Origin of the sequence: Nocardia spongicola (assembly GCF_047200775.1) — a bacterium.
In the GTDB taxonomy this organism is placed as follows: domain Bacteria; phylum Actinomycetota; class Actinomycetes; order Mycobacteriales; family Mycobacteriaceae; genus Nocardia.
On record NZ_JBJZOO010000002.1, the window covers coordinates 269243 to 294571 of the forward strand.

Below are 25329 nucleotides of genomic sequence, written 5' to 3' on the forward strand. Positions count from 1 at the left end.
GTAGTCGCCATGGTGAACCCGCAGCCGACTCTCATCCTCGAGGATGATCCGACTCGCCACTATTTACCGACGCGCGTCGCTCCGTTTTACGGAATGCTGGTCGGCATGATCGAGCTGAGCGGCCTGACCAAGCGCTACGGGCAGACCCTCGCGGTGCAGGATCTCACCTTCGCGGTCCGACCGGGACAGGTGACGGGGTTCCTTGGACCGAACGGGGCGGGTAAGTCCACCACCATGCGGATGATTCTCGGATTGGACAGGCCCACCGCGGGCACTGCGCTGATCCAGGGCAAGCCGTATCACGAGCTGGACCATCCGCTGCGTAAAGTCGGCGCGTTGCTGGATGCCAAGTGGGTGCATCCGAACCGGTCGGCGCGCGCCCATCTGGAGTGGCTGGCCGCCTCCAACGACATCGCCAAATCCCGGGTGCAGGAGGTGCTGCAGCTGGTGGGTCTGACCGAGGTGGCGAACAAGGCCGCGGGTGGTTTCTCGCTCGGTATGTCGCAGCGGCTCGGCTTGGCCGCCGCGCTGCTCGGCGACCCGGAGGTGCTGCTGTTCGACGAGCCGGTCAACGGTCTCGATCCGGAGGGCATCCTGTGGGTTCGCCGGTTCATGCAGCGATTGGCCGCCGAGGGGCGCACAGTGCTGGTCTCCAGCCATCTGCTCTCGGAGATGGCGCAGACCGCCGAGCATTTGGTTGTGATCGGCCGTGGCAAGCTCATCTCGGATTCGACCACGCAGGAATTCATTGAGCGTGCCTCGGAGCAGAAGGTTCGGGTGCGCAGTCCTCAGCTCGACCAATTGCGCAGCTTGCTCACCTCGAACGGGATGACCGTGCGCGAGGACGGCGCGAACCCCGACCGCCCCGCGCTCATCGTGGCGGACGTGCCGAGCGAGACGATCGGCACCCTGGCAGGTGAGCACGGCATCACCCTGTTCGAGCTGGCCGGGCAGCACGCCTCCTTGGAGGAGGCGTTCATGCGGATGACCGGCGGCGCCGTGCAGTACCGCGGTGACGGTGTCGATCCGGCGAGTGCTCCGGGCGCGGCGGCACCGGGCACCGAGACCTATACAGCGATGGGAGGTGCGCTCTGATGGGCGTGCTTGCAGCGGAACGAATCAAGCTCACCTCGACCAAGTCGACGTGGTGGTGCTCGGCGATCATCATCGCCCTCGGGCTCGGCCTTGCCGCATTGGTCACCTGGACGATCAACTTGTCTTCCAGCGGGGACGACGCGATCTCGCTGACCCCCGCGATGGCGGTGAGCGGAGTCAGTGGCTTCGGCGTCATGGTGCTGATGATCATGGCGACCTTGACGGTGACCAACGAATACCGTTTCGGGATCATCCGGACAACCTTCCAGGCCACCCCGCACCGGGACCGAGTCATCCTCGCCAAGGCCGGGGTGGTCGGGGTAGTCGGTGCACTGCTGACCGTGGCGCTGACCTTTGCCGCTTATCTGGTGGCCAAAGTGCTCAGCAGTCCGGAGACCGGTGCGGACTTGACTCTGTCCGGCGCGGACAACTGGCGCGCGATCTACAGCGTCCCGATCTACGCGTTCCTGTGTGTCCTGTTCGCGATCGGCATCGGTGTGCTGGTGCGGCAGTCCGCCGCCGCGATCTCGCTGATCGTGCTGTGGCCACTGCTCATCGAGAATTTGTTCATGCTGTTCGGCAATTTCGGCCGCGATGCCATCCCGTTCCTGCCGTTCATGAACGCGAATCACTTCCTCGGTGCCGATTCGCCGGTCGACAACTGGCACTGGGGGCCGTGGGGAAGTTTGCTGTACTTCGCCGGCTTCGTCGCGCTCGTCTTCGGTGCGGCCATGGTCCTGGTGAACCGGCGCGACGCATAACTCACAGCTACCCGAGTCGGAGGCTACCGGCCACTCGGGTATACGGGGCGCCGACCTTGTCGGGAGGTCCGGCGCCGCGTGTCATACCGGCCCCTCTCCGGCGGCCGGTATGGCAAGTGGCTCGGTGCGAGTTCTTCGCGCCGAGCCACTTGCTTTATTCGCCTATGGATTCGCGTGCGCCAGGCTCGGGCGAACGCGACACTAGCTGAACCACCAGGCCAAGGCGCCGCCTGCGGCGAGGACCGCGCAGACCGCCAGCGCGATGGATAGCGGCCGGGCTGTTTTCCAGGTGGTGTACGCGCCGCCGACCAGGAACCCGGACAGGGCGAGCAGGATGATCACAGTGATGTCGCTGGACACCGTGCTCATCTTGCTTCATGCGGCCGAACCGCCGCAGAGCGGGTGGTCGTGACCGGTACTGTTGTTCCTCGCCCTGCCACGATTACGGCTTTGTGGGTCCAGAAGGCTACGTGGCGGTGGTCGGGTGCGTTGACCTGGTGACCGCCAATTCGGTCAGGAGTCGCCATGATCATCTTTTCTCAAATGGCCGACGAACCTCCGAGCAACCCGAGAACCCCACGACGTAGCTGCTCCCGACATCCGCCGACCCGGCACTACTTCGTAGACGGGTATGTCAGCCCCGCACCCAGCCGCTTGTAGTGCTGGACGAACCTCTCAGATGATCGATCGAGCTCATCATTGATGTTCTCGAGCAGCGAATTCTTCGCGGTCTCGCCACCGTCGTAGGTGGTTTCGTACAGGTAGGAGTCCGGCCCGGTCGACTTCGCCACTAGGTAGGCCAGCTGGGACCGGAATACGATCTCGAACTCCACCAGACCGGAAGGGCTTCACTCGGGTGAGGATAGTAGAAAGCCCGCCGAAGTAAGGAAGCTTACGCTCTAGCCTTGGCGGGCATCGTTACCGCGAACTTCACCAGAAGCTCACTACAGATGGAACTGATCGACGGTGCGTCGATGCAGCGTCCCAGTCGACGCCGTTTCGTTTCCACGTGCCACCACTTACGTGAGACCGCCGCCAGGTCGGCTAAGACCTGACACCGAAGCTGAAGACGTGCCGGTGCCGGCCCTTATGCAATTAACAAGCACGCATGCTTGCTTTATTTTGATCCGGATGTGATGCTGGTCGCAGAACGCGGACTTCACGGGTGCGGCATGCGGCTCATCCCGACGGTCCGCCGGACTGGAGGCATCCCCACTGATGAGTATGCTGGCCGCCGACCCGGCTGTGCTGCGGATCGGCAACTGTTCCGGCTTCTATGGTGACCGGCTCAGCGCGATGCGCGAGATGCTCGACGGCGGGCAGCTCGATGTGCTCACCGGCGACTATCTCGCCGAGCTGACCATGCTCATCCTCGGTCGCGACCGGATGAAGGACCCGAGCCTCGGCTACGCGAAAACCTTCGTCAAACAGATCGAGGACTGTCTCGGGCTCGCGCTGGAGCGCAAGGTACGCATCGTCGCGAACGCGGGCGGGCTCAACCCGGCCGGTCTGGCGGAGCGACTGCGTAAGGTGGCCGCCGATCTCGGGCTGGACGCGAAGATCGCGCATGTGGAGGGGGACGATCTCCTTCCGCGTGCCGGTGAGCTCGGCTTCGGTACTCCGCTGGCCGCCAATGCCTACCTCGGCGCATGGGGGATCGCCGAATGCTTGAACGCGGGCGCGGACATCGTGGTCACCGGCCGGGTCACCGACGCATCGGTGATCGTCGGTCCCGCGGCCGCGCACTTCGGTTGGAGCCGGACCGATTACGACCAGCTGGCCGGCGCCGTGGTGGCCGGACATGTCATCGAATGCGGCACCCAGGCCACCGGCGGTAACTACGCCTTCTTCACCGAACTAGCCGATCTGGGCAGGCCGGGTTTCCCGATCGCGGAAATCCGCGCCGACGGCAGCAGCGTCATCACCAAGCACTCCGGTACCGGTGGCGCTGTCACGGTCGACACCGTCGAGGCCCAGCTGATGTACGAGATCCAAGGTGCTCGCTACGCAGGCCCCGACGTGACCGCTCGGCTCGATACGATCCAGCTCGGTGCCGACGGCCAGGACCGGGTGCTGATCAGCGGCGTCACCGGTGAGGCGCCCCCGCCACAGCTCAAGGTCTCCCTGAACACCCTCGGTGGTTTCCGCAACGAGATGGCGTTCATCCTCACCGGCTTGGACATCGAGGCGAAAGCCGAACTGGCGCAGCGCCAGCTGGAGTCCTGGCTGCCGACCAGACCCGCCGAGCTGACCTGGACACTGGCCCGCTTGGACCGGCCGGATGCCGAGACCGAGGAACAGGCCAGCGCTGTGCTGCGCTGTGTGGTCCGTGACCAGGACCCGAACAAGGTCGGGCGCGCTTTCGCCAATGTCGCGGTGGAACTGGCCCTGGCCAGCTATCCGGGCTGCAGCTTCACCGCCCCGCCAGGCAACGGATCGCCCTATGGTGTCTTCACGGCGGGGTTCGTCGATGCCGCGCAGGTCACACATACGGCGGTGCTGCCGGAGGGGACCAGGGTCGAGATCGCGCCTGCCGCGGACACCGCCGAACTCGCCGAACTCGCCGTGCCCGCCGCGCCGCAACCGCTGCCGGCGGGAGAGACCCGCCGCGTGCCACTGGGGACCATCGCCCTGGCCCGCAGCGGTGATAAGGGCGGCAATGCGAATGTCGGGGTATGGGTGCGCACCGACGAGCAATGGCGCTGGTTGGTGCACACACTCACGGTGGAACGAATCAAAGAGTTGCTTCCCGAGACGGCTGCGCTGACGGTCACCAGGCACGTCCTGCCCAATCTGCGGGCACTGAACTTCGTCATCGAAGGCTTGCTCGGTCAGGGCGTGGCCTATCAGGCCCGCTTCGATCCACAGGCCAAGGGCCTCGGCGAATGGCTGCGGTCCCGGCACATCGATATTCCAGTGGAGCTGTTGTCATGACCAGACTTTGGGAAACCCAGGAGCGCCGCGAATTGCGTTCTACGGTACGCGCGTTCGTAGAACGCGATGTTCTGCCGTACCTGGACGAATGGGAACGCACCGCGGATATTCCGCGCGAGCTGCACAAGAAGGCGGGCTCGCTCGGGTTGCTCGGTGTGCAGTTCCCGGAATCCGCTGGCGGCGGCGGCGGTGACGGTGTGGACGCGATGATCGTCTGCGAGGAGATGCACCAGGCTGGCGCCTCGGGCGGCTTGTTCTCCTCGCTGTTCATCTGCGGTATCGCCTTGCCGCACATCATCGCCTCCGGCAATACCGCGCAGATCGAGCGCTGGGCGAAACCCACCCTGGCGGGTGAGCGCATCGGCTCGCTGGCGATCACCGAGCCGGGCGGCGGCTCCGATGTCGGGCACATCACCACCACCGCACGCCGCGACGGCGACCACTACATCGTCAACGGCGCCAAGACCTACATCACTTCCGGTGTCCGCGCCGACTTCGTGGTCACCGCGGTGCGCACCGGTGGACCTGGCTCCGCGGGCGTTTCCTTGCTCATCATCGATAAGGACACCCCCGGCTTCACGGTCAGCCGCAAACTCGACAAGATGGGCTGGCTGGCCTCCGATACCGCCGAACTGTCCTATGTGGACGTCCGGGTGCCGGTGGAAAACCTGGTCGGTGCGGAGAACTCCGGCTTCTACCAGATCGCGAGCGCGTTCGTGAGCGAGCGCATCGCCCTCGCGGTGCAGGCGTACGCCAGCGCGCAGCGCTGCCTCGACCTGACCCTGGAGTGGGTGCGCAATCGCGAGACCTTCGGCCGCCCGCTGATCAGCAGGCAAGCCGTGCAGAACACGGTCACCGAGATGGCGCGGCGTATCGATGTCGCCAGGGTCTACACCCGCGATATCGCGCAGCGGGCCGCTGAAGGCGAGACCGATCTGATCGCCGAAGTGTGCTTCGCCAAGAACACCGCGGTCGAGGCGGGCGAATGGGTGGCACACCAGGCTGTTCAGCTGTTCGGCGGCCTCGGCTATATGCGCGAGTGCGAGATCGAACGACAGTACCGGGATATGCGGATCATCGGCATCGGCGGCGGTACGACAGAAATCCTGACCGGACTGGCAGCGAAGCGATTGGGGTATCAGGCATGACCGTTCTACGCAGCACACTGGATACCACCACGCCCGAATACGAGGCCGCGGCGGAAGCCATGACCACCAAGCTCGTCGAGGTCGAGGCCGAGTTCGCCAAGGCGGTCGCAGGCGGTGGACCGGATAAGCTGGCCAGGCACCGCAAGCGCGGCAAACTGACCGCCCGCGAGCGCATCGAACTGCTCATCGACGAGGACTCGCCGTTCCTGGAGCTGTGCCCGCTGGCGGGCTGGGGCAGCGAATTCCATGTCGGTGGAAGCACGGTCGCAGGCATCGGCGTGGTCGAAGGCGTCGAATGCATGATCATCACGCCGGACCCGACCGTGCGTGGCGGCACCTCCAACCCGTGGACACTGCGTAAGACGCTGCGTGTCAACGATATTGTGCGGGAAAACCGGCTGCCGGTGATCTCCCTGATCGAATCCGGTGGCGCGGATCTGCCCACGCAGAAAGAGGTCTTCGTCCCCGGCGGGCGGTTGTTCCGCGACCTCACCCAGGCGTCCGCCGCAGGCATTCCGACGATCGCGCTGGTATTCGGCAATTCCACCGCGGGTGGCGCCTACGTGCCCGGTATGTCGGATCACGTGGTGATGATCAAGGAACGCTCCAAGGTGTTCCTCGGCGGACCGCCACTGGTCAAGATGGCCACCGGCGAGGAATCCGATGACGAATCGCTCGGTGGCGCCGATATGCACGCGCGGGTCTCCGGCCTCGCGGATTACTACGCATTGGACGAACAAGACGCGATCCGCATCGGGCGCTCCATCGTCAAGCGCCTGAACTGGCATAAGCAGGGGCCTGCTCCGCGCGCCGAGGTGATCGAGCCACTGTATGACCCGGAGGATCTGCTCGGCATCGTGCCATCGGATCTGAAGATCCCCTTCGATCCGCGCGAGGTGATCGCGCGCATCGTGGACGGTTCGGACTTCGACGAGTTCAAGCCGCGTTACGGCAGCAGCCTGGTCACCGGCTGGGCCGAACTGCACGGTTATCCGGTCGGCATCCTGGCGAACGCGCGCGGTGTGCTGTTCTCCGAGGAGTCACAGAAGGCCACCCAATTCATCCAGCTGGCCAATAAATCCAACACCCCGCTGCTGTTCCTGCACAACACCACCGGATATATGGTCGGCAAGGAGTACGAGCAGAAGGGCATCATCAAACACGGCGCGATGATGATCAACGCGGTCTCCAACTCGAAGGTGCCACATATCTCGGTGCTGATGGGCGCTTCGTACGGCGCGGGCCACTACGGTATGTGCGGCCGGGCCTACGACCCGCGCTTCGTCTTCGCTTGGCCGAGCGCGAAATCCGCTGTTATGGGCGGTGCGCAGCTGGCGGGTGTCATCTCGATCGTCGGCCGGGCCGCCGCCGAGGCGAAGGGCCTGCCGTTCGACGAGGAAGCCGATGCCGGGATGCGTGCCATGGTCGAGGCCCAGATCGAGGCCGAGTCACTGGCGATGTTCATGTCCGGGCGACTCTACGACGACGGCGTCATCGATCCGCGCGATACCCGCACGGTATTGGGAATGTCCCTTTCGGCCATTCACAATGCCCCGATCAAGGGCGCCGAAGGCTTCGGCGTCTTCCGAATGTGAGGCCGAACATGACCGTATCGCGCAGTGATTCGATGAGTGGTGCCGGCCGGGCGGCGCAGCCGATTACGAACGTCCTTGTCGCCAACCGCGGTGAAATAGCCCGCCGGGTCTTCGCTACCTGCCGCCGGATGGGCTTGGGCACCGTCGCGGTGTATTCGGACGCGGATGCCGCGGCGCCGCATGTGGCGGAGGCCGACGCCGCTGTGCGCCTGCCTGGCAACACACCGGCGGAAACCTATCTGCGTGGTGAGCTGATCATCGAGGCCGCGCTGGCCACCGGTGCCGATGCCGTTCACCCCGGTTACGGATTCCTTTCGGAGAACGCAGAATTCGCCAAAGCGGTGCTCGGCGCCGGGTTGGTCTGGATCGGCCCGCCGGTCGAGGCGATCGAGCAGATGGGCTCGAAGGTCGCCGCGAAGAAGATGATGGACGGCGCGGGCGTGCCGGTACTCGCCGAGCTGGACCCGGCCGAGGTCACCGAGGCGCATCTGCCGGTACTGATCAAGGCATCCGCCGGCGGCGGTGGCCGCGGTATGCGGGTAGTGCGCGATCTCGCGGACCTGGCGCCGCAGCTCGACGCGGCCCGGCGAGAAGCGGAATCCGCCTTCGGTGATCCGACCGTGTTCTGCGAACGCTATCTGGAGACCGGCAGGCATATCGAGGTCCAGGTCATGGCCGATACGCACGGTGCGATCTGGTCGGTAGGTGAACGCGAGTGCTCCATCCAGCGCCGCCACCAGAAGGTGATCGAAGAGGCACCCTCACCGCTGGTCGAGCGCACCGAGGGGATGCGGGCGCGACTGTTCGAGGCGGCGCGGCTCGCGGCCGACGCGATCGGCTACACCGGCGCCGGCACCGTGGAATTCCTCGCCGACGAACAAGGCGAGTTCTTCTTCCTGGAGATGAACACCCGGCTGCAGGTGGAACATCCGGTCACCGAATGCACCACCGGGCTGGATCTGGTCGGCCTGCAGCTGGATATCGCCGCGGGTGGCGCATTGCCCGCCGAGCCGCCCGCGATGCGCGGACATTCCATCGAGGTCCGGCTCTACGCGGAAGACCCGGCACACGATTGGCAACCGCAGAGCGGAACGGTGCATCGGATCGGTATTCCCTCGGTAGCAGCCGAATTCGATCTGCTCGACCGGCCCGCCGTACGTTTGGACACCGGTGTGGTCGACGGTTCGGTGGTCGGTGTGCACTACGACCCGATGCTGGCCAAGGTCATCTCCTACGCCGAAACGCGGGATGCGGCCGCACGGTTACTGGCCTCGGCCCTGCACCGGGCGAAGATCCACGGTCTGGTCACGAACCGGGACCTATTGGTACGGGTACTGCGCCATCCCGCTTTCCTCGCCGGTGACACCGATACCGCGTTCTTCAACACACACGGCCTGGACGTCCTCGCCGCACCTTTGGTCTGCGAGTCAGATGAGGCGCTGTCGATCGTGGCCGCGGCACTCGCCGACGCCGCGGCGAACCGTGCGGGCGCGCGGGTGGGCGGCGGATTGCCCAGCGGATGGCGGAACCTGCCGTCGCAATCGCAGCGCAAGTCCTACGAAAGCCGTAGCACCGGAACCCATGAGGTGGGCTACCGGTTCGGTCGAACGGGTATCGCGGTTGACGGCCACGATGGGCTGGAACTGCTGGACTGCGCGCCGAATCGGGTGGTGTTGTCGGTGCCGGGGGAGCGGGGCCCGGTGCGCAGGCAGTTCGATGTCGCCCGCTATGGCGACCAGGTCTATGTCGACTCCGCCCTCGGCCCGGTGGCGGTGCGCAGGTTGCCACGGTTCAGCGATCCGGCCGATCAGGTGGCCACCGGCTCGTTGCTGGCCCCCATGCCTGGCAGCGTGATCCGGCTCGGCGCCGAGGCGGGCAGCCATGTCGAACAGGGTCAGCCGATTCTGTGGCTGGAGGCGATGAAGATGGAGCACGTCATCGCCGCGCCGACCGCTGGTGTGCTCAGTGCCATCAATGTCACTGCAGGCCAGCAGGTAGACGTCGGCGCCGTGCTCGCGGTCGTAGAACCCGCCACGGAAGAGGAAGCCACGGAGGCCTGATGAGACATGATCGCGTAGCGACAGCTCCCACAACACACAGGAGAACTAACTGATGAGCAGCTTCATCGAAACCGAAGAGCAGAAGGCGTTACGGTCCGCCGTCGCCGCGCTGGCCGCGAAGTACAGCTACCGCGACTACACGCTGCCCAAGGCACGTAAGGGTGAACCGCTCACCGAACTGTGGGATGAAGCCGCCGAACTCGGGTTCCTCGGGGTGAACATTCCCGAGGAGTACGGCGGCGGCGGTGCGGGCATGTACGAGCTGTCGCTGGTGCAGGAGGAGCTGTCCGCGCAGGGGTCGGGCCTGCTGCTCATGGTGGTCTCCCCGGCCATCTGCGGCACCATCATCACCAAGTACGGTACCGATGAGCAGAAGCAGGAATGGCTGCCCGGAATCGCCGACGGTTCGCGCAAGATGGCTTTCGGCATCACCGAGCCGGACGCGGGTTCCAATTCCCACCAGATCACCACCACCGCGCGTCGCGATGGTGACGACTGGATTCTCAATGGCCGCAAGCACTTCATCTCCGGTGTGGATCAGGCCGATGCCGTGCTGATCGTGGCCCGTACCGAGGATCACAAGACCGGCAAGCTCAAGCCCGCTTTGTTCATCGTGCCGACCGACGCCGAAGGCTTCACCAAGACGGCGCAGGAGATGGAGATCGTCGAGCCGGACCACCAGTTCAATCTGTTCCTCGATGACGTGCGGTTGCCCTCGACCGCCCTGGTCGGCAAGGAAGACGCGGCATTGATGCAGCTGTTCGCCGGGCTGAACCCGGAACGCATCATGGGCGCGGCCATGGCCATCGGCTCGGGCCGCTATACCATCGCTCGTGCCGTGGAATACGCCAAGGAGCGCGCGGTGTGGAAGACGCCGATCGGCGCGCACCAGGGTATTTCGCATCCGCTCGCCCAGGTGAAGATCGAACTGGACCTGGCGAAGCTGATGATGCGCAACGCCGCAAGCCTCTACGACGCCGGCGATGAGATGGGCGCCGCGGAAGCAGCCAATATGGCGAAATACGCGGCAGCTGAGGCCAGCATCAAGGCGCTGGACCAGGCCATCCAGACCCACGGCGGCTCTGGCCTGACCACAGATGTCGGGCTGGGCACCATGCTCGCCGCCGTGCGGATCGGCCGTATCGCGCCGGTCAGCCGGGAAATGATCCTGAACTTCGTCTCCCAGTACTCGCTGGGTCTGCCGAAGTCGTACTGAGAGGACGCGCATGACCGAGACGGGGCCGTTCGTCCGCTATGAGGTGAGCGGCGGTATCGCGACACTCACCCTCGACTCGCCGCATAACCGCAACGCGCTATCGGCCAAGCTGGTCACCGAGCTGCTGGCCGGGCTCGATGCCGCCGCGGCCGACGAGAAGGTTCGTGCCATTGTGCTCGCGCACACCGGCACCACCTTCTGCGCGGGCGCGGATCTCAGTGAGGCGAGCGATGCCGATCCCGCCGTGGTCGCCGATGAGCGCACCAGGGTCATGATCGGCGTGCTGCGCAGGTTGGTGGAAACGCCGAAGCCGGTGATCGCGCAGATCGACGGCAATGTGCGGGCAGGCGGTATGGGCATCGTGGCAGGCTGCGATATCGTCGTGGCCGGTCCAGGCAGCAGCTTCGCGCTCACCGAGGTGCGTATCGGGTTGGCGCCGTTCATGATCTCGCTGACCTTGCTGCCCCGGCTCGATCCGCGCGCGGCCAGCCGGTATTACCTGACCGGCGAGAAGTTCGGCGCCACGGTGGCACAGGAGATCGGCCTGGTCACCGTGACCGCCGATGATCCGGCAGCGGAGGTGGCGCGGCTGTGCGGCGAGGTCCGTAAAGGGTCGCCGCAGGGTCTCGCCGAGGCCAAGCGGTTGGTCAACGCGGGCATCCTCGCCGAGTTCGATGCCTCCGCCGAAGAGCTCGCGCAGCGTTCGGCGAGCTTCTTCGGCACCCCCGAGGTGCAGGAGGGCATGCTGGCCTTTTTGCAGCGTCGCTCGCCGAGCTGGGCAGAATAGCCGCCATGGTGACACCCCACGAACCCAAGCAGGACCGCAGCCGGGCCACTCGGCAGCGCCTGCTCGAAGCGACGATCGACTGTCTGGCCGATATGGGCTGGTCGGCTGCGACGGTCGCGGTTGTCGCCGAGCGCGCTGGGGTGTCCCGTGGTGCGGCCCAGCACCACTTCCCGACCAGGGAGGATCTGATCACCGCCGCACTGGAGTACATGTTCGACACCCGTAGCGGACAAGCCATCCAGGAGGCGGCGACGCTGGCGGAGCTGAGCGACGGCCCAGCGCGCACCGAAGCGGTGGTTGCGGGGCTGGTGGAGTCCTACACCAGCCCGTTGTTCAAAGCGGCCTTACAGGTGTGGACGCATGCCGCCGCCGACCCGGTGATGCGTGAACGCATCGTCCCGCTCGAGGGTCGTCTCGGACGTGCCTCGCATCGCCGCGCGGTCGAAGCCCTCGGCGTGGACGACTCCGATCCGGTCGCCCATCATCTGGTCCAGGCGACTCTCGATCTGGCCCGTGGTCTCGGTTTGGCCGATCTGCTCACCGATGATTCGGCTCGGCGTAAGCAGATCGTGCAGCAGTGGGCGGCGACTTTGCACGCCGCCCTGCACGCGCCGCGCTGAGTGGGTGTGTGCGCAGTCGATCCGTCGGCTCGACGGATCGGCGCTTTATAGAAGACCGCTGCTCGAGTTCAGTTAGATTGTGTGCCAACGGATTCTGCAGGTGTCGGTCGCGAGTACTGCGGTCGGCGAGGAGGGGCGGATCGCTCGAGGTGCGGCTGTGGACATAGTCATTCGCCCGGCATGTGCGGCCGATGTCGGAGACATCGCTGGTGTGCTCGCGACAGCATTCGAAGACGACCCCTATGTCGGGTGGTTACTGCCGGACGCTCGATCGCGGGTGGTGCGGGCCACCCGGATGTTCACCGCGCTGACCCGCCATCATCTGCTGCATGGTCACGTTGATGTAGCTGTCGATACTTCCGGGGTCGTTCGCGGTGCGGCATTGTGGGCTCCACCTGGGCAATGGCGCCACACTCTGCGGGCAAGAGCGGCTATGTTGCCGGGGCTGTTACGCGCGTTCGGGCCTCGTATTATTCGGTTGGGAATAGGTGATCATCAGAAGCAGCGTGCCCATCCGAGCGGGCTGCATTGGTATCTGGATGTGATCGGAACCGCTTCTGCCGTACGGGGACTCGGTTACGGGCGCGCATTGGTGCAGTCCAGGCTCGCCTACTGCGACAAGGACGGCGTGCCCGTTCATCTGCAAACCAGTAAAGAGAGCAATCTCGCCTTCTACGGACGATTCGGGTTCGATGTGACCGATGAGATCACACTCCGTCCCGGTGGCCCGCAGGTGTGGTCGATGTGGCGGCTCCCGCAGGACGGCTGAGCATGAGGCCGGCTCGGCGTTCCTGGGCTGGATATCTCCAGTGCGTGAGTTGTCCTGCCGAATCCAGCATTGCGTCGCACGTGCGCCATCTCAGGTGATGTCGTGCACGTTGTGCTGTCTCAACTCGGGTGCGTGGCGCGAGACAGCAGCGAAGTCGTTGTCGTCGTGCAGAACGGTCAGTCCGTGATGCGCCGCGGTAGCGGCGATGATCAAGTCGATAGGTGATGCGCTGCGGTGCTCGCCCGCACGTGACATTCGATACTGCGTAGCCGCGACCCAGCGATCGGTGTGCTTCGGCACCGTGGCATCGGGATACAGATCTGAATACATTTCGGCGATCTCGTCGTACTCGGCTCGATTTCGGGCGCTGAAAAGAAACTCGGTCCGCTGGGGATAGCACGAGCCGATGGCTGCCGCGTCGATGGCGTCGAACCACCCCTGTTGCAGTTTCTCGTCGGACAGCAGCCGAACCAGCGCCGAAGTGTCGAGTAGGTAGATCACCGGGCTTTTTCCGCCTCGTGCCTGCGGGTGGCGTCCTCGACCGCATCCCAGTGCCTGGCCCGGTCGAAATGCTCGGTGATGCGTGCGGCGCGTTCCTGTTTCTCGGCGTAGAACTGCAGCGCGAGATTGACCGCTTCCTTCTTCGTCTTGGCTTTGGAGAGCATCATGGTGCGTTGCAGCGCGTCATCGTCGAGATCGATCTGGGTGACGGTCATGATAAGCCCCTGCATGTTGGTAATGGATAAAATATTGTACATCACCAACATTTCGTTGTCGCGGTCGACCGACAGCATCATCGGCACCAGGGCAGGGCTCATGCTGGCCTTGGAATGCGTGCCAACGGATTCGGTAGGGTCCGGTCGCGGATACCGCGGTCGGTACGGAGGGTGGAGCGTTCGAGATATGGCTGTAGACATGGTGATTCGCTCGGCATGCGCGGCCTACCTCGGGGGCCGGTGATCAAGCTGTGATACCGAATACCCCGGTGGGATCGGAGGTGATCACGGTGGTGGTCGCGGTGCCGGTGATCGGCGCCGACACCACCTGACCGGTGCCCAGCGTGATGAACAGGGTGCCACCGGAGACGGTGATATCTATAGGGTTTGTCAGACCGGTTACCAGGGGAGTTGGTGTGCCGCCGGTTTGCGGCACTGAATACAGCAGGCTGGTGGGGAAGACGCCATCGGTGAAGAACAGCAGGCCGCCGCCGTAGGTGTAGGGCAGTGGATTACTCATGCCGTGCAGGAGGGCGGTGACGTCGACGGTGCCGGTGCCTGGTGGGGCGATGGCGTTGATCTGGTGTCGGAGACGATGGTGAAGGTGGTTGCCGTCGTGCCGAACATCACGGACAACGGACCGACGCCTGCGAATCCACTGCCGACGATCTCCACTGTGTTGCCGCCGGCAGGCGGACCGAAACTCGGAGTGAGCGATGTGAGTACCGGTGCCATCAGTGGCCTCCGAACAGTGAGAATAGCTACTCCGCAACAAATTTCGATGTTGTCGCGAAAACTTTGTCTCCAGTAACCCATCAGCGGTAGCGGTTTCGCAATGAACACCTGGTAGCAGTTCTGCAACGAATCCCTGATTCGATGTCCGCAGTGCCGCGATCTTATCGGAGGCGGCAGCCCTCTCTTTCTCTACACCAACCCCGAGGCCATGATATGGACTAAATTTCAGACGGATGGTGGTGGCTTTCCCGGCGTCGCCCCAATAGCTACAACTAATATTTCGTTCCTGGTGGGAAGCCGAGCGGATTTGTCGGTTGTCTGGATACATCCTTGCCGGAGTCGGTTTCCGCCAGAAGCTGGTAGGTCAGGGCGTCGACAGCGGCTTGTAGGTTTTCTTCGGGCAGGTCGCTGAGTTCGGTTGCCGAGCGTAGGAAGGGTTCGAACAAGCGCCAGCCGAGTTGCAGGGCGGTCGCGTGCGCGGCCGCCAGACGTGCCTCGTCGTCGGGGCGGTGGCGGCGGGCATGTTCGACCGCATGGGCGACCAGGGGGAACCGCTGCTGCAGCTGTGCGATCGGATATCCGTCGAGGATTGTGCGGGCGATTACTTTCCAGTGCCGTTCCGCGTGCTTCTCGAAGGCTCCTCGGCTTGCACCGGTATGGATCAGGGTCTCGGCCTCGGCGCCGAGGTAATCGAGCACGGCCCCGATCAGCTGCTCTTTGACTCCCAGGTGCCGGAAGATCAGGCCCTGGTTCACTCCGGAGCGGATCGCGATATCGCGGATCGACGTCGCGGCGGGTCCGCGCTCTGCGAACAGATCTGCGGCATGTTCGAGCACCGCGGAGACCACCTGGTCACGGCCTACCGGTTTACCTCGATCGCTGTCGGTGTCCACGGTCCCAGCCTTTCTGTAGTCGTTCGACTATATTGGACCACCGGAGTGGCTGTAGTCGATCGACTGCAGTGAATGTAGACAGGACATACAGGCTTTTGCGCAAGACCAGGAACAGATCGTCGGACACGAACGCCGCTCGGCGGACGAAATCAGTACGTGTCGCAGCGGTGGCGGTGGCGGTGGCGGCCGCGCTCGATATTGCGTCCGGCACCGCCACCGCGGCACCACAGTCTCTCGACACCACCGATACCGCTATCGCACGCGCCTACGTTGATGCGCTGGCCAGCCATGACGCGACGGACGTGCCGTTCGCGCCGGACGCGACCCGGGTCGAGAACGGAGTGCCGACCGGGTTCTCGGGACCGCAACTCACCCGCAGCCTCGAACACGGCCCGGAATCTTGGCTCATTCAACGCACCTACGACTTGGACATGACCCAAACCGGCGATGTGGTGACAGCGCACTACCTGATCGATATCGGTATCGGAGATACCCCGTGGATAACGCTGAACGCCACCGAAAACTTCACCATCCGTGACGGTCTCATCCAGTCCATGGTTGCCACCCTCGTACCGGCGCATTAGCTGGTACCGCACCCGAGCCCACCCGATCCACTGCAGGCAGACCTGTCGCGTGGTGGTTGATAGTGCTGTGCCCGAGCCGGATTCGTCGATGGCAGGCATGGAGAGCGGTTCACTCATATCGAAGATATGTCCTACTCCCAACGCGATCCGCACCGCCGCGTGGAGGATGCGGCGGTGCGGATGCGGTGTCCAGCGGAATCAGGGGTGCGCTGGACACCGGCGGGCGAGGTGGTCCGGACGCGGAGGGGACGGACCACCTCACCTGGTCTCAGTGCGTAGTGGTCAGGTCGTACAGTGTGACGCCGTCCACCTCCTCGGCGGTGAAGTTCTCCCGCACCCATTGCGCGATCAGAGTGCTGCTAGAGGCGTCCGATACACCGGGTCCGCCGCGACCGCCGTCGATGAAATAGTGGATCTTCCCTTCGGCCACATACTGTTCGAACTGCTCCGGAGTCGGCGACGGGTCGCTGCCGTTGAAGCCGCCGATCGGCATCACGGGGAGTTCGGTGGCCAGCTGAAAGCCCGCGGCGTTGTTCGCGCCGACAGCCGCGGCCACCCAGGTGTAGTCGTCGCTGTTCTGTTCGAGCAGGGAGATAACCTGCGCGCTCGGCTCTCTGGACCCGAGCAGGCCGCCGGGTCCGTTGCCGGGCCCGGAACCCCCTGCCCCTGGCTGACCGGGCATACCTTGTACCGTTCCCGATCCCTGTGGGACTTGCTCATCACGACCAGGCGCTTGACCGTCGGGCTGGTCACCTTGCGGCCCGGTGTCCGGTAGCAGGCCGCCCGGCATGGGGCCTCGCGGCCCCGCACCCGGCATCTGGCCATCGGGTTTTGGCAACCGACTGCCGGGCGGCATGCCGTGTGGTCCATGGCCCGGCCCGAATCCTGGTGACTGAGTACCAGCTCCGGCTCCACCCTGCGGCTGTCCGGCTCCGTCCGGTGGCTGTCCAGCTCCACCGCTGCGGCGCATTCCCATCCCGTCATCGTGCGGGCGAGGGCCCATATCGTTCATCCCCTCGCCCCGGGGCGGTCGATTCCCGTGTGTAGCGACATTCGGCCCGGCTGAGGGGATGCCACCGGAATGTGGGGTGGCTATGGTGTCGGCGGCGTATGCTACCGGCCCTGCGAGACCGGTGAATGCTACAGCCAGCGCGGAGACAACGGCCAGTTTCCTCGGCGCGGGAAAGGCGACGGCCAATGTGGCGATGACACCGATGACCAGCACGGTCCAGCGCAGCCACGGTTGCCAATCGGGACTGCGGGACAACAGTATCCACGCGGTCGCCGTGGTGAGCCCCACCGTGAGCGCTGAGATCAGCCGCACCCACAGCCGATGGCGCTCCCGCCACAGCAGCACCGTGCCCGCGCCGACCAGTGCGGCGATCGCCGGGGCCAAGGCCACCGTGTAGTACTCGTGGAAGATGCCTGCCATGAAGCTGAACACCAGTGCGGTCACCAGCAGCCACCCGCCCCAGAGAATGAGCGAGGCACGTTGTTGATCGGTTCGGGTGAGCTTGCCGCGCAGGGTGATTCCCGCGACGAGCGCGATAAGCGCCGCCGGGATGAGCCACGCGATCTGACCGCCCTGCGCGGGCTCGAACATACGCATGAGGCCGGTGTCGCCCCACATCCCGTTGCCGCCGGGTGGAAGTTCGCCACCGGGGCCGACGCTGCCGTGCTCGTTGCCGTTCAGCCTGCCGAGCCCGTTGTAGCCGAGGGTGAGCTCCAGGATCGAGTTCTCCTGCGAGCCACCGATCCACGGCCGTGACGAGGTGGGCCACAGCTCTACCGTCAGCAGCCACCAGCCCGCGGCCACCACCATCGCGGCGCCTGCGGCGAACAGTTGTACAACGCGGGTGCCGAGTTTCGGCGGACCCGCGATCAGGTAGGTCAGAGCCAGCGCGGGAACCACCAGCAGCACTTGTAATTGTTTGGCGAGAAAGCCGAATCCGATCAGTACGCCGGTCAGTACCAGCCAGCGCCAGCGCCCGTCCGCCACCGCGCGCGTCATCGCCCAGGCCGCGGCGACCATCAGGAATACCAACAACGCCTCGGGATTGTTGTACCGGAACATCAGCGCCGCGACGGGAGTCACGGCCAGCACCACTCCGGCGAGTAAGCCGGCGGCCGGGCCGAACGGCCTGCGCACGGTGGCCCACATCAGCGCGACGGTGGCCACGCCGAGCAGCACCTCCGGCACCAGGATGCTCCAGCTGTTGAGCCCGAATATCCGCACCGACAGCTCCATCAACCACAGTGCGGCGGGCGGTTTGTCCACTGTGATCGAGTTCGCCGCATCCGATGATCCGAAGAAGAACGCTTTCCAAGACACCGAGCCCGCCTGCACTGCGGCGGAATAGAAGGAGTTCGCCCATCCATTCGCCCTCAGATTGCACAGATAGGCCACTGTTGTGCCGATCAGGAGCGCTGCCAGTGCTGGATACTCCCAGCGGGGCCGGGTGTGCGTCCGTGGTGTGTCCGCGACCGGTGGCGCGGTAAGCGTCGCCGTCATCGCCGATCTTCCTTTCTGTTCAGGTCGGCGCAGGTGTTGTCGCGAAACACCCACCGCAGCCCGACGAATCGCAAAAGTGTTGCCACCGAATTGGCGATGACCAGCACGAACAACTCCACATGCACCGAGGCGTCCGGAACCGAGTGATGCAGCGCGAACAGCGATCCGCTGGTCAGCGCCAATCCGATCCCGAAGATCACCAGCCCCTGGAACTGGTGTGCGACGGCTCCGGCCTGCCCACGCACGCCGAAGGTGAAGGCCCGATTGGCCGCGGTGTTCGCTACCGCCGTGATCAGCAGCGCCGCGAAGTTCGCCACTTGCGCACCGGCCATCGGTTGTAGCGCGACATAGAGCAGCAGATAGGCCACTGTGCTCAGCACGCCGACGATTGCGAACCGCACCAGCTGCCCAACCATGCCCAGCGGCACACCGGACACCAAGGGTTCGCGGCCCACCGACCGGCGCAGTGCGTCCAAGGGCAGCTCCCCGGTGGCCAATGCGCGGCCAAGCCGCCAGATACCGAGCAGGTCTTTGCGCGCCGTGTCGATGATGTCGACCCGGCTGTCCGGATCATCGATCCAGTCCACCGGCACCTCGTGGATGCGCAACCCGGCCCGCTCGGCCAGCACCAGCAGCTCGGTATCGAAGAACCACTCGCCGTCCCGTACCAGCGGCAACAGGCGGCGCGCTACATCGCTGCGCATTGCCTTGAACCCGCACTGCGCATCCGAGAAGTGCGCCCGCAGCGTGGCTTTCAGCAACAGGTTGTAGCAGCGGGAGATGATCTCGCGCTTGGGTCCGCGCACCACCCTGGACGCGGCATCGAGCCGGGTGCCGATCGCCAGGTCGGAATGCCCGGTGACCAGCGGAGCGACCAGGGGAAGCAGCGCGTTCAGATCGGTGGACAGATCGACGTCCATATAGGCGACCACCTGTGCGTCGGAGCATTCCCACGCGGCGCGCAATGCCCGGCCCCGCCCCTTGACGGCCAAGTGCACGACGCGGACGCCATCCAGTTCCTCGGCGAGCGATCGGGCGATCTGAAGCGTGGCATCGGTGCTCGCGTTGTCGGCGATCGTGATACGGGCCGGGAACGGGAAACCGTCGCGCAGATAGGCGTGTAGTCTGCGCGTACACCCACCGAGGTCGGTTTCTTCGTTGTAGACGGGGATCACCACGTCCAGCACGGGCGCAGCCGTGGTCTCGGTTCGTTCCGCCGTCACGACGGTCGCGGTCTCGGTCATGCGACCACACTCGACGCTCACGCTGCTATGGAGCTGGGCCTACGCTGTGAGGTTCCTGTCAGTGGATCGGTGGTGCCGGAGCACGCCGGATACTGCTATCCGCTGAGCCGATGGGTTCGTTCAGCTTCGCGTGCGTGTCTTTGCGTGCCCGCCGGATATAAAACGGTCGCGGATGCCGAGCCGGTATATCAACCCTCGGCGCCGGGCATCTGGTTACACGCCGTCCAGATCTCGATACTCGCTGCAGGGCAACCACTGTCCCTTCCCGAGACCGGTCGGTCGCAGATCCGGGACCGGAACAGGAAACCCGGACCGGGGATTCGTTTCGAAACCGCGACCAGGAATTCATTGCGGAACCGCCACCGCCAGTGGCTTACTGGGTATAACAGTGTCGCGACCGCACCGACATCTGTTGCAAGACAACCTCTTATCCCCTGTTCGGAGGTTCCCGATGGCGCCCGTGCTCACCTCGCTCAACCCCAGCTTCGGTCCGACCTCCGGCGGCAACACGGTGGAAATCTTCGGCAGCGGATTCACCGGTGCAGGCCCGCTGGCCGTGACATTCGGTGCGACGGCGACCACGTTCACCATCGTTTCCGACACTCAGATCGACGCCATCGCCCCACCCGGCACCGGCACCGTCGAGGTCACCGTCGCAGCCCTGCTCGACGGCACCAGCAACCCACTGCCCTACACCTACGACGGCGCAGGCCTGCTGTTCTTCACCGATGGCAACACTACGGTGTATTCGGTGCCGCGGACCGGCGGCATACCGACCCTGCTGACGGCAGGACTGAGTGCTCCCCAAGGTCTGGCCCGGGTCGGCAACCTCCTCTACATCTGCGAGGGTACGGCCGGTCAGGTGTCGACGGTGCCGACAACCGGTGGCGCACCGACCCCGCTGGTGACCGGCCTATCGATCCCTACGGGTGTCACCGTCTCCGGCAGCACCCTGTTCATCGCCGACCAGGGGACCAGCCAGGTGGTGTCGGCGCCGATCACCGGCACCGCCACCCCCACCGTGGTCGCCACCAGCCCCACCGGCACCTTCGGGATCACCGACGGGGCGCCCACCCAACCAGGGTTCGCGGCGGTCGCGGCGGCCCTGCTGGCAGTACCGGTGCTCACCTCGCTCAACCCCATTTCCGGTCCCGAATCCGGCGGCAACACCGTGGAGATCTTCGGCAGCGGGTTCACCGGTGCCGGTCCGTTGACCGTGCGATTCGGGGCGACGGCGACCACGTTCACCATCGTCTCCGATACCCAGATCAACGCCATCGCCCCACCCGGCACCGGTACCGTCGGCGTCACCGTCACCTCCGTGGACGGCACCAGCAATGCGCTGTCCTACACCTACGGTGGCCTGCTGTTCTTCACCGACGGCATCCCGGCTACCGGCAGTGTGTATTCGGTGCCGGTGGCCGGCGGCGCACCGACCCTGTTGGCGACCGGCCTGGCCCTTCCCCTGGGTCTCGCCCGGGTCGGTAACCTCCTCTACATCTGCGAGGGTGCGGCCGGTCAGGTATCGACGGTGCCGGTCACCGGTGGCACACCGACCCCGCTGGTGACCGGCCTGACGAACCCTCCGGATATCACCGTCTCCGGCAGCACCCTGTTCATCACCGACGCGGGTACCGGTCAGGTGGTGTCGGCGCCGATCACCGGCACCGCCACCCCCACCGTGGTCGCCACCAGCCCCACCGACGCCTTCGGGATCACGACCTGAGCGTCGGCCTGACCGCCGAATCCTGTGGCCTGATCACTGAACGGTGTGGCACGGTCGATATCTCGGACCGCTGAGTAACACCATTCGCCCCGAGAGCTCATCGCAGGCTATCGCTGCGAATCACACGTCCTAGCGTGTGAAAATCAGCGTCGATGCAGCCGCCACAGGGGGGACGCCGGTCCGTGGCCCGCGCCGAGATCGTAGGACGCGGCAAGGCAACGGCGGGTCCATTCCTTGGCGAACTCCACTGCTTCGGGAACCGAATGACCGTGTGCCAGTGCACAGGCGATCGCGGCGGCCAGCGTATCGCCGCCGCCGTGGTCGTTGCCGGTGGCCAGGCGCGGTGCGGTGAACTCGAGGAACTGATCGCCGTCGAACAGCAGGTCGGTGCTGTACTCCGAGGAACGCAAGTGCCCGCCCTTGACGATCGCCCAACGCGGCCCGAGCTTGTGCAGTGCCTCCGCCGCGCGCCGCGCCGAATTCTCGTCGTCGACATCGATCCCGGTGAGCAGTCTGACCTCGTCCAGATTCGGGGTCACCACGGTCGCGAGCGGAATCAGAATATTGCGGACCGCGTCCAATGCCTCTGCATGTAACAGCGCATCACCGTGCATCGAAGCCGCGACCGGATCGACGACCAAGGGAGTCGCGCCATCGCGGCCGATACCGACTTCCTGACATACCGCGGCCACCGCCTCGATAATCGCGGTAGAAGCCAGCATGCCGGTTTTGGCGGCGTCGACACCGATATCCCCGACCACCGAGCGCACCTGATCGGCCACGATCCCCGGTGGAATCTCGTGGAAGCCGCTGACCCCCAAAGAGTTCTGCACGGTCACCGCCGCCACTGCCACCAGTGCGTGTACCCCGCACAATGCCATGGTTCGGGTATCGGCCTGGATTCCGGCGCCTCCACCGGAATCGGTACCGGCAATGGTGAGCGCCCGGACGGGAGTCTGCCCCTCAGCGGGCAACGGCAGCAATTTCACGCCCTAGACCCTACGGATGTCCGGAAGGGGCCTCGCCGGCAACCGGACCCGGCTGCCATCCGCTTATCGGGCGCTGAGGAACAAGGTCTGTGTACTGCGGCCCAGCGGGCCCTTCTCGTCGTAGAGCGCTGATTCGGCCAGACCTATGCCATACGGTTGGGGATGGGTGACGGCATCGAGGCAGACCCATTCGCCTTCCGGTTGACGGTGCATGGTCACCGTCAGGTCAGTGTTGATGAACAAGTAGCGCGACCAGTCGAGTACCGAGCTGACACCATTGCCCGAATCAGCGGCCGCGAGGGTACGTTCCAGCGGGCTCGGTTCGGTACCCGCGACGATAGGGTGTTTGATCCTGATCCAGCAGAGTGCTGGGCCGGGTTCGATGAACGAGCCGGTGACGAAACGGTATTCGATGGCGGTGTGGAAGCCGACCGGCTGGTCGGAGGGGAACCGCGCGGATATCCCCTGTTCGGGGCCAGGGCGTATACCGGTGGGTATGCTGTGCGCGGGGATGGGCAATTCCGGATCTGCGCGTTTGAATCGCCAGGCATTCGCCCGCATTACCGGCCCACGATCGGTGGACAGGGTGGCTTCGATCAGTTCCACGCTGCGGCCGGGGCGGACGACGCGGGCCACCGCCGTCACCGGAGCCAGTGGTACCGGGCCCAGGATTTCGACGGCGACACGTCCGATCTGGAACCCGGGTCGTGGCTCACACCGTTCGATCACGTGACCGAGTAACGCCGAGGGCGGGCCGGCGTGCTGGGCGTCAGGAGACCATGGGCCACGGGTGTGCTCGGTGGAGAGGAACCGATCCGAGCGTTCTGGATCAGGCAGGTAGAAAGCGTCGGTCACGTCGTTGTCGTCCTTCAGGCCGAGCGATCGGTCGGATACTTACCGTAACCGACATTACGGTGAGGGCATCGGTCGGGCTCGGGCGAGTACGTGGGCGGGATTGTGTCCCCGGCCCGAGGTCCGGTGGGCGTTGCGCATGACTCGAGGTGCTGCCGGAGATCGTGCTGATCGCGCCGCCGCAGCCGCCGCCCGCCGGAACATGGCGGGCGGCGGGCAGCTGTTATGAGACGACCGGCAGGTAGACCGCGTTGCCGTTATCGGCGAATTCGGCGGACTTCTCCGCCATGCCCGCCGTCAGTGCCTCGGTTTCGGTCAGCCCCTGCTTGGCGGCGTATTCGCGCACATCGGCGGAGATCCGCATGGAGCAGAACTTCGGCCCGCACATGGAGCAGAAGTGCGCGGTCTTGGCCGGCTCGGCAGGCAGTGTCTCGTCGTGGTATTCCCGCGCGGTGTCCGGGTCGAGTGAGAGCGCGAACTGATCACGCCAGCGGAACTCGAACCGCGCCTTGGACAGCTCATCGTCACGGCTTTGCGCGTGCGGATGGCCTTTGGCGAGGTCGGCGGCGTGCGCGGCGATCTTGTAGGTGATCACGCCCACTTTCACGTCGTCACGGTTGGGCAGGCCGAGATGTTCTTTCGGGGTGACGTAGCAGAGCATGGCGGTGCCTGCCTGCGCGATGATCGCGGCGCCGATGGCCGAGGTGATGTGGTCGTAGGCGGGGGCGATATCGGTGGCGAGCGGGCCGAGGGTGTAGAACGGCGCCTCCTCGCACAGCTCTTCCTCCAGCCGCACGTTCTCCACGATCTTGTGCATCGGCACATGGCCGGGGCCCTCGATCATCACCTGCACGCCATGCGATTTCGCGATGGTGGTCAGTTCGCCGAGGGTGCGCAGTTCGGCGAATTGGGCCTCGTCGTTGGCATCGGCGATGGAGCCGGGGCGCAGTCCGTCACCGAGGGAGAAGGTGACGTCATAGCGCGCGAGGATCTCGCAGAGTTCCTCGAAGTGTGTGTACAGGAACGATTCCTGGTGATGGGCCAGGCACCACGCCGCCATGATCGACCCGCCGCGGGAGACGATGCCGGTCACTCGCTTGGCGGTCAGCGGAACATAACGCAGCAGCACGCCCGCGTGCACGGTCATGTAGTCGACGCCCTGTTCGCACTGCTCGATCACCGTATCGCGGTAGATCTCCCAGGTGAGGGCGGTCGGGTCGCCGTTGACCTTCTCCAGCGCCTGGTAGATCGGCACGGTGCCGACGGGAACAGGAGAGTTGCGCAGAATCCACTCGCGTGTTTCGTGGATGTTCTTGCCGGTGGACAGATCCATGATGGTGTCAGCGCCCCAGCGGGTCGCCCACACCATCTTCTCCACTTCTTCGGCGATGGAGGAGGAGACGGCCGAGTTGCCGATATTCGCGTTGATCTTGACCAGGAATTTCTTGCCGATGATGGTCGGCTCCAGTTCCGGGTGCTTGTGATTGGCCGGGATCACCGCGCGGCCCGCGGCCACCTCGTCGCGCACCAGCTCCGGCGAAACCCCTTCGCGCGCGGCGATGAACCGCATCTCCGGGGTGATGATGCCGTGGCGGGCCCAAGCCAGCTGGGTGCGCGGGCCTTCGACCCGGGGCTTGGTCCAGGTGTCGCGTAGTTTCGGTAGACCGGCTTCCAGATCGATGGCCGCCGTATCGTCGGTGTACGGGCCCGAGGTGTCGTAGACGTCGAAGTGCTCGCCGTTGGTGAGGTTGACCCGGCGCACCGGAATGCGCAGATCATCGACCTCGAGATAGTGCTTGACGCTGCCCTCGATGGGGCCGGTGGTGACGCTGTCGACGGGCGCGTGCTTGCCATCGGACGCGGTGGTGGACGCCATATCTTCCTCCCTACGCCGGCATTATCCGGTCAGGTTCATACGGTCGACGGCCCTGGCGCCTCTCGGCTAGCCGTCCTCTCAGCCCGCTGGTGCGAGCCCCCGTTGGTCGTAAATTTCCCTCCCGACCATACCGGGGCAGCTCATCTATGTGCCGGGTGCTTCGGCTGGAGCAGGGGATCGCCTGGTCGAGCGGCTGCCCGGGGTGTCGGGCGGTATC

The 25329-nt window shown here is 65.2% G+C and carries 24 protein-coding genes and 1 riboswitch; of the genes, 12 read left to right on the forward strand and 12 right to left on the reverse strand.

Annotated elements, in window-relative coordinates; all coding sequences use genetic code 11:
- Positions 1-105 precede the first annotated feature (105 nt).
- Positions 106-1095, forward strand: coding sequence for an ABC transporter ATP-binding protein (locus ACL02S_RS06285; protein WP_412801631.1), 990 nt, complete (start codon positions 106-108; stop codon positions 1093-1095).
- Positions 1095-1856, forward strand: a complete 762-nt coding sequence (locus ACL02S_RS06290) for an ABC-2 transporter permease (protein ID WP_412801340.1) — start codon at positions 1095-1097, stop codon at positions 1854-1856. Before ACL02S_RS06285 ends, ACL02S_RS06290 begins: the two co-directional genes overlap by 1 nt.
- A gap of 201 nt (positions 1857-2057) precedes the next feature.
- Here the strand turns inward: ACL02S_RS06290 and ACL02S_RS06295 are convergent, their stop codons facing one another.
- Both ACL02S_RS06295 and ACL02S_RS06300 read right to left on the reverse strand, forming a co-directional pair.
- On the reverse strand, positions 2058-2225 hold the full coding sequence (locus ACL02S_RS06295) for a CG2302 family histidine operon protein (RefSeq protein WP_412801341.1): 168 nt from the start codon (positions 2223-2225) through the stop codon (positions 2058-2060).
- Positions 2226-2470: 245 nt separating this feature from the next.
- Entirely contained in the window at positions 2471-2689 is a 219-nt protein-coding gene (locus tag ACL02S_RS06300) for an Abi family protein (protein WP_412801342.1), read from the reverse strand.
- A gap of 385 nt (positions 2690-3074) precedes the next feature.
- On the opposite strand from ACL02S_RS06300, the gene ACL02S_RS06305 reads away from it, so the two are divergent.
- The 8 genes from ACL02S_RS06305 to ACL02S_RS06340 all read left to right on the forward strand — a co-directional run bounded on the left by ACL02S_RS06305 (position 3075) and on the right by ACL02S_RS06340 (position 12985).
- Entirely contained in the window at positions 3075-4790 is a 1716-nt protein-coding gene (locus ACL02S_RS06305) for an acyclic terpene utilization AtuA family protein (protein WP_412801343.1), read from the forward strand.
- Positions 4787-5938, forward strand: a complete 1152-nt coding sequence (locus ACL02S_RS06310; protein WP_412801344.1) for an acyl-CoA dehydrogenase family protein — start codon at positions 4787-4789, stop codon at positions 5936-5938. The genes ACL02S_RS06305 and ACL02S_RS06310 overlap by 4 nt, the downstream gene beginning before the upstream one ends.
- Positions 5935-7533 carry an acyl-CoA carboxylase subunit beta gene (locus ACL02S_RS06315; protein WP_412801345.1) on the forward strand — a complete coding sequence of 533 codons (1599 nt, stop codon included), beginning with the start codon at positions 5935-5937 and terminating at the stop codon, positions 7531-7533. Before ACL02S_RS06310 ends, ACL02S_RS06315 begins: the two co-directional genes overlap by 4 nt.
- Positions 7534-7565: 32 nt before the next feature.
- Positions 7566-9593 carry an acetyl/propionyl/methylcrotonyl-CoA carboxylase subunit alpha gene (locus tag ACL02S_RS06320; protein ID WP_412801346.1) on the forward strand — a complete coding sequence of 676 codons (2028 nt, stop codon included), beginning with the start codon at positions 7566-7568 and terminating at the stop codon, positions 9591-9593.
- Positions 9594-9645: 52 nt separating this feature from the next.
- Positions 9646-10809: an acyl-CoA dehydrogenase family protein gene (locus ACL02S_RS06325; protein WP_412801347.1), complete on the forward strand. Its 1164-nt coding sequence runs from the start codon at positions 9646-9648 to the stop codon at positions 10807-10809.
- Positions 10810-10819: 10 nt separating this feature from the next.
- Positions 10820-11596: an enoyl-CoA hydratase family protein gene (locus ACL02S_RS06330; RefSeq protein WP_412801348.1), complete on the forward strand. Its 777-nt coding sequence runs from the start codon at positions 10820-10822 to the stop codon at positions 11594-11596.
- 5 nt (positions 11597-11601) lie between these two features.
- Entirely contained in the window at positions 11602-12216 is a 615-nt protein-coding gene (locus ACL02S_RS06335; protein WP_412801349.1) for a TetR/AcrR family transcriptional regulator, read from the forward strand.
- Positions 12217-12373: 157 nt separating this feature from the next.
- Positions 12374-12985 carry a GNAT family N-acetyltransferase gene (locus tag ACL02S_RS06340; protein WP_412801350.1) on the forward strand — a complete coding sequence of 204 codons (612 nt, stop codon included), beginning with the start codon at positions 12374-12376 and terminating at the stop codon, positions 12983-12985.
- Between the two features lie 90 nt (positions 12986-13075).
- Here the strand turns inward: ACL02S_RS06340 and ACL02S_RS06345 are convergent, their stop codons facing one another.
- The 5 genes from ACL02S_RS06345 to ACL02S_RS06365 all read right to left on the reverse strand — a co-directional run bounded on the left by ACL02S_RS06345 (position 13076) and on the right by ACL02S_RS06365 (position 15329).
- Positions 13076-13486 (reverse strand): PIN domain-containing protein, encoded by a 411-nt coding sequence (locus ACL02S_RS06345; RefSeq protein WP_412801351.1) that lies wholly within the window; start codon positions 13484-13486, stop codon positions 13076-13078.
- Entirely contained in the window at positions 13483-13803 is a 321-nt protein-coding gene (locus tag ACL02S_RS06350; protein ID WP_412801352.1) for a type II toxin-antitoxin system VapB family antitoxin, read from the reverse strand. The genes ACL02S_RS06345 and ACL02S_RS06350 overlap by 4 nt, the downstream gene beginning before the upstream one ends.
- A 142-nt stretch (positions 13804-13945) precedes the next feature.
- On the reverse strand, positions 13946-14221 hold the full coding sequence (locus ACL02S_RS06355; protein ID WP_412801353.1) for a hypothetical protein: 276 nt from the start codon (positions 14219-14221) through the stop codon (positions 13946-13948).
- Positions 14218-14436, reverse strand: coding sequence for an IPT/TIG domain-containing protein (locus ACL02S_RS06360; RefSeq protein ID WP_412801354.1), 219 nt, complete (start codon positions 14434-14436; stop codon positions 14218-14220). The genes ACL02S_RS06355 and ACL02S_RS06360 overlap by 4 nt, the downstream gene beginning before the upstream one ends.
- Before the next feature lie 272 nt (positions 14437-14708).
- Positions 14709-15329 carry a TetR/AcrR family transcriptional regulator gene (locus ACL02S_RS06365; RefSeq protein WP_412801355.1) on the reverse strand — a complete coding sequence of 207 codons (621 nt, stop codon included), beginning with the start codon at positions 15327-15329 and terminating at the stop codon, positions 14709-14711.
- A 167-nt stretch (positions 15330-15496) separates the two neighbouring features.
- On the opposite strand from ACL02S_RS06365, the gene ACL02S_RS06370 reads away from it, so the two are divergent.
- Positions 15497-15913 carry a nuclear transport factor 2 family protein gene (locus ACL02S_RS06370; RefSeq protein WP_412801356.1) on the forward strand — a complete coding sequence of 139 codons (417 nt, stop codon included), beginning with the start codon at positions 15497-15499 and terminating at the stop codon, positions 15911-15913.
- A 268-nt stretch (positions 15914-16181) separates the two neighbouring features.
- Here ACL02S_RS06370 and ACL02S_RS06375 read toward each other — a convergent pair whose 3' ends face one another.
- Positions 16182-18425 carry a glycosyltransferase family 39 protein gene (locus ACL02S_RS06375; RefSeq protein ID WP_412801357.1) on the reverse strand — a complete coding sequence of 748 codons (2244 nt, stop codon included), beginning with the start codon at positions 18423-18425 and terminating at the stop codon, positions 16182-16184.
- Positions 18422-19669: a bifunctional glycosyltransferase family 2/GtrA family protein gene (locus ACL02S_RS06380; RefSeq protein ID WP_412801358.1), complete on the reverse strand. Its 1248-nt coding sequence runs from the start codon at positions 19667-19669 to the stop codon at positions 18422-18424. The genes ACL02S_RS06375 and ACL02S_RS06380 overlap by 4 nt, the downstream gene beginning before the upstream one ends.
- A gap of 451 nt (positions 19670-20120) precedes the next feature.
- Between ACL02S_RS06380 and ACL02S_RS06385 the strand changes: the two genes are divergently transcribed.
- Positions 20121-21395 (forward strand): IPT/TIG domain-containing protein, encoded by a 1275-nt coding sequence (locus ACL02S_RS06385; protein ID WP_412801359.1) that lies wholly within the window; start codon positions 20121-20123, stop codon positions 21393-21395.
- A gap of 143 nt (positions 21396-21538) precedes the next feature.
- On the opposite strand, the gene thiD is transcribed toward ACL02S_RS06385, so the two are convergent.
- The 3 genes from thiD to thiC all read right to left on the reverse strand — a co-directional run bounded on the left by thiD (position 21539) and on the right by thiC (position 25112).
- Positions 21539-22384 carry a bifunctional hydroxymethylpyrimidine kinase/phosphomethylpyrimidine kinase gene (gene thiD, locus ACL02S_RS06390; protein ID WP_412801360.1) on the reverse strand — a complete coding sequence of 282 codons (846 nt, stop codon included), beginning with the start codon at positions 22382-22384 and terminating at the stop codon, positions 21539-21541.
- A 63-nt stretch (positions 22385-22447) separates the two neighbouring features.
- Entirely contained in the window at positions 22448-23239 is a 792-nt protein-coding gene (locus tag ACL02S_RS06395) for a thioesterase family protein (RefSeq protein ID WP_412801361.1), read from the reverse strand.
- A 220-nt stretch (positions 23240-23459) separates the two neighbouring features.
- Positions 23460-25112, reverse strand: a complete 1653-nt coding sequence (gene thiC / locus ACL02S_RS06400) for a phosphomethylpyrimidine synthase ThiC (protein ID WP_412801362.1) — start codon at positions 25110-25112, stop codon at positions 23460-23462.
- Positions 25103-25226: riboswitch (TPP riboswitch) on the reverse strand. (Overlaps the previous gene by 10 nt.)
- Positions 25227-25329: the final 103 nt, after the last annotated feature.

What these genes read in the sequence shown, in the direction of transcription:
- ACL02S_RS06350 (WP_412801352.1), bottom strand. Translation starts at nt 13,803, where the DNA reads ATGAGCCCTGCCCTGGTGCCGATGATGCTGTCGGTCGACCGCGACAAC.
- thiC (WP_412801362.1), bottom strand. Translation starts at nt 25,112, where the DNA reads ATGGCGTCCACCACCGCGTCCGATGGCAAGCACGCGCCCGTCGACAGC.
- ACL02S_RS06320 (WP_412801346.1), top strand. Translation starts at nt 7,566, where the DNA reads ATGAGTGGTGCCGGCCGGGCGGCGCAGCCGATTACGAACGTCCTTGTC.
- ACL02S_RS06335 (WP_412801349.1), top strand. Translation starts at nt 11,602, where the DNA reads ATGGTGACACCCCACGAACCCAAGCAGGACCGCAGCCGGGCCACTCGG.
- ACL02S_RS06385 (WP_412801359.1), top strand. Translation starts at nt 20,121, where the DNA reads ATGGCGCCCGTGCTCACCTCGCTCAACCCCAGCTTCGGTCCGACCTCC.
- ACL02S_RS06360 (WP_412801354.1), bottom strand. Translation starts at nt 14,436, where the DNA reads ATGGCACCGGTACTCACATCGCTCACTCCGAGTTTCGGTCCGCCTGCC.
- ACL02S_RS06285 (WP_412801631.1), top strand. Translation starts at nt 106, where the DNA reads ATGATCGAGCTGAGCGGCCTGACCAAGCGCTACGGGCAGACCCTCGCG.
- ACL02S_RS06330 (WP_412801348.1), top strand. Translation starts at nt 10,820, where the DNA reads ATGACCGAGACGGGGCCGTTCGTCCGCTATGAGGTGAGCGGCGGTATC.
- ACL02S_RS06380 (WP_412801358.1), bottom strand. Translation starts at nt 19,669, where the DNA reads ATGACCGAGACCGCGACCGTCGTGACGGCGGAACGAACCGAGACCACG.
- ACL02S_RS06325 (WP_412801347.1), top strand. Translation starts at nt 9,646, where the DNA reads ATGAGCAGCTTCATCGAAACCGAAGAGCAGAAGGCGTTACGGTCCGCC.
- ACL02S_RS06375 (WP_412801357.1), bottom strand. Translation starts at nt 18,425, where the DNA reads ATGACGGCGACGCTTACCGCGCCACCGGTCGCGGACACACCACGGACG.
- ACL02S_RS06355 (WP_412801353.1), bottom strand. Translation starts at nt 14,221, where the DNA reads ATGAGTAATCCACTGCCCTACACCTACGGCGGCGGCCTGCTGTTCTTC.
- ACL02S_RS06290 (WP_412801340.1), top strand. Translation starts at nt 1,095, where the DNA reads ATGGGCGTGCTTGCAGCGGAACGAATCAAGCTCACCTCGACCAAGTCG.
- ACL02S_RS06315 (WP_412801345.1), top strand. Translation starts at nt 5,935, where the DNA reads ATGACCGTTCTACGCAGCACACTGGATACCACCACGCCCGAATACGAG.
- ACL02S_RS06295 (WP_412801341.1), bottom strand. Translation starts at nt 2,225, where the DNA reads ATGAGCACGGTGTCCAGCGACATCACTGTGATCATCCTGCTCGCCCTG.
- ACL02S_RS06310 (WP_412801344.1), top strand. Translation starts at nt 4,787, where the DNA reads ATGACCAGACTTTGGGAAACCCAGGAGCGCCGCGAATTGCGTTCTACG.
- ACL02S_RS06305 (WP_412801343.1), top strand. Translation starts at nt 3,075, where the DNA reads ATGAGTATGCTGGCCGCCGACCCGGCTGTGCTGCGGATCGGCAACTGT.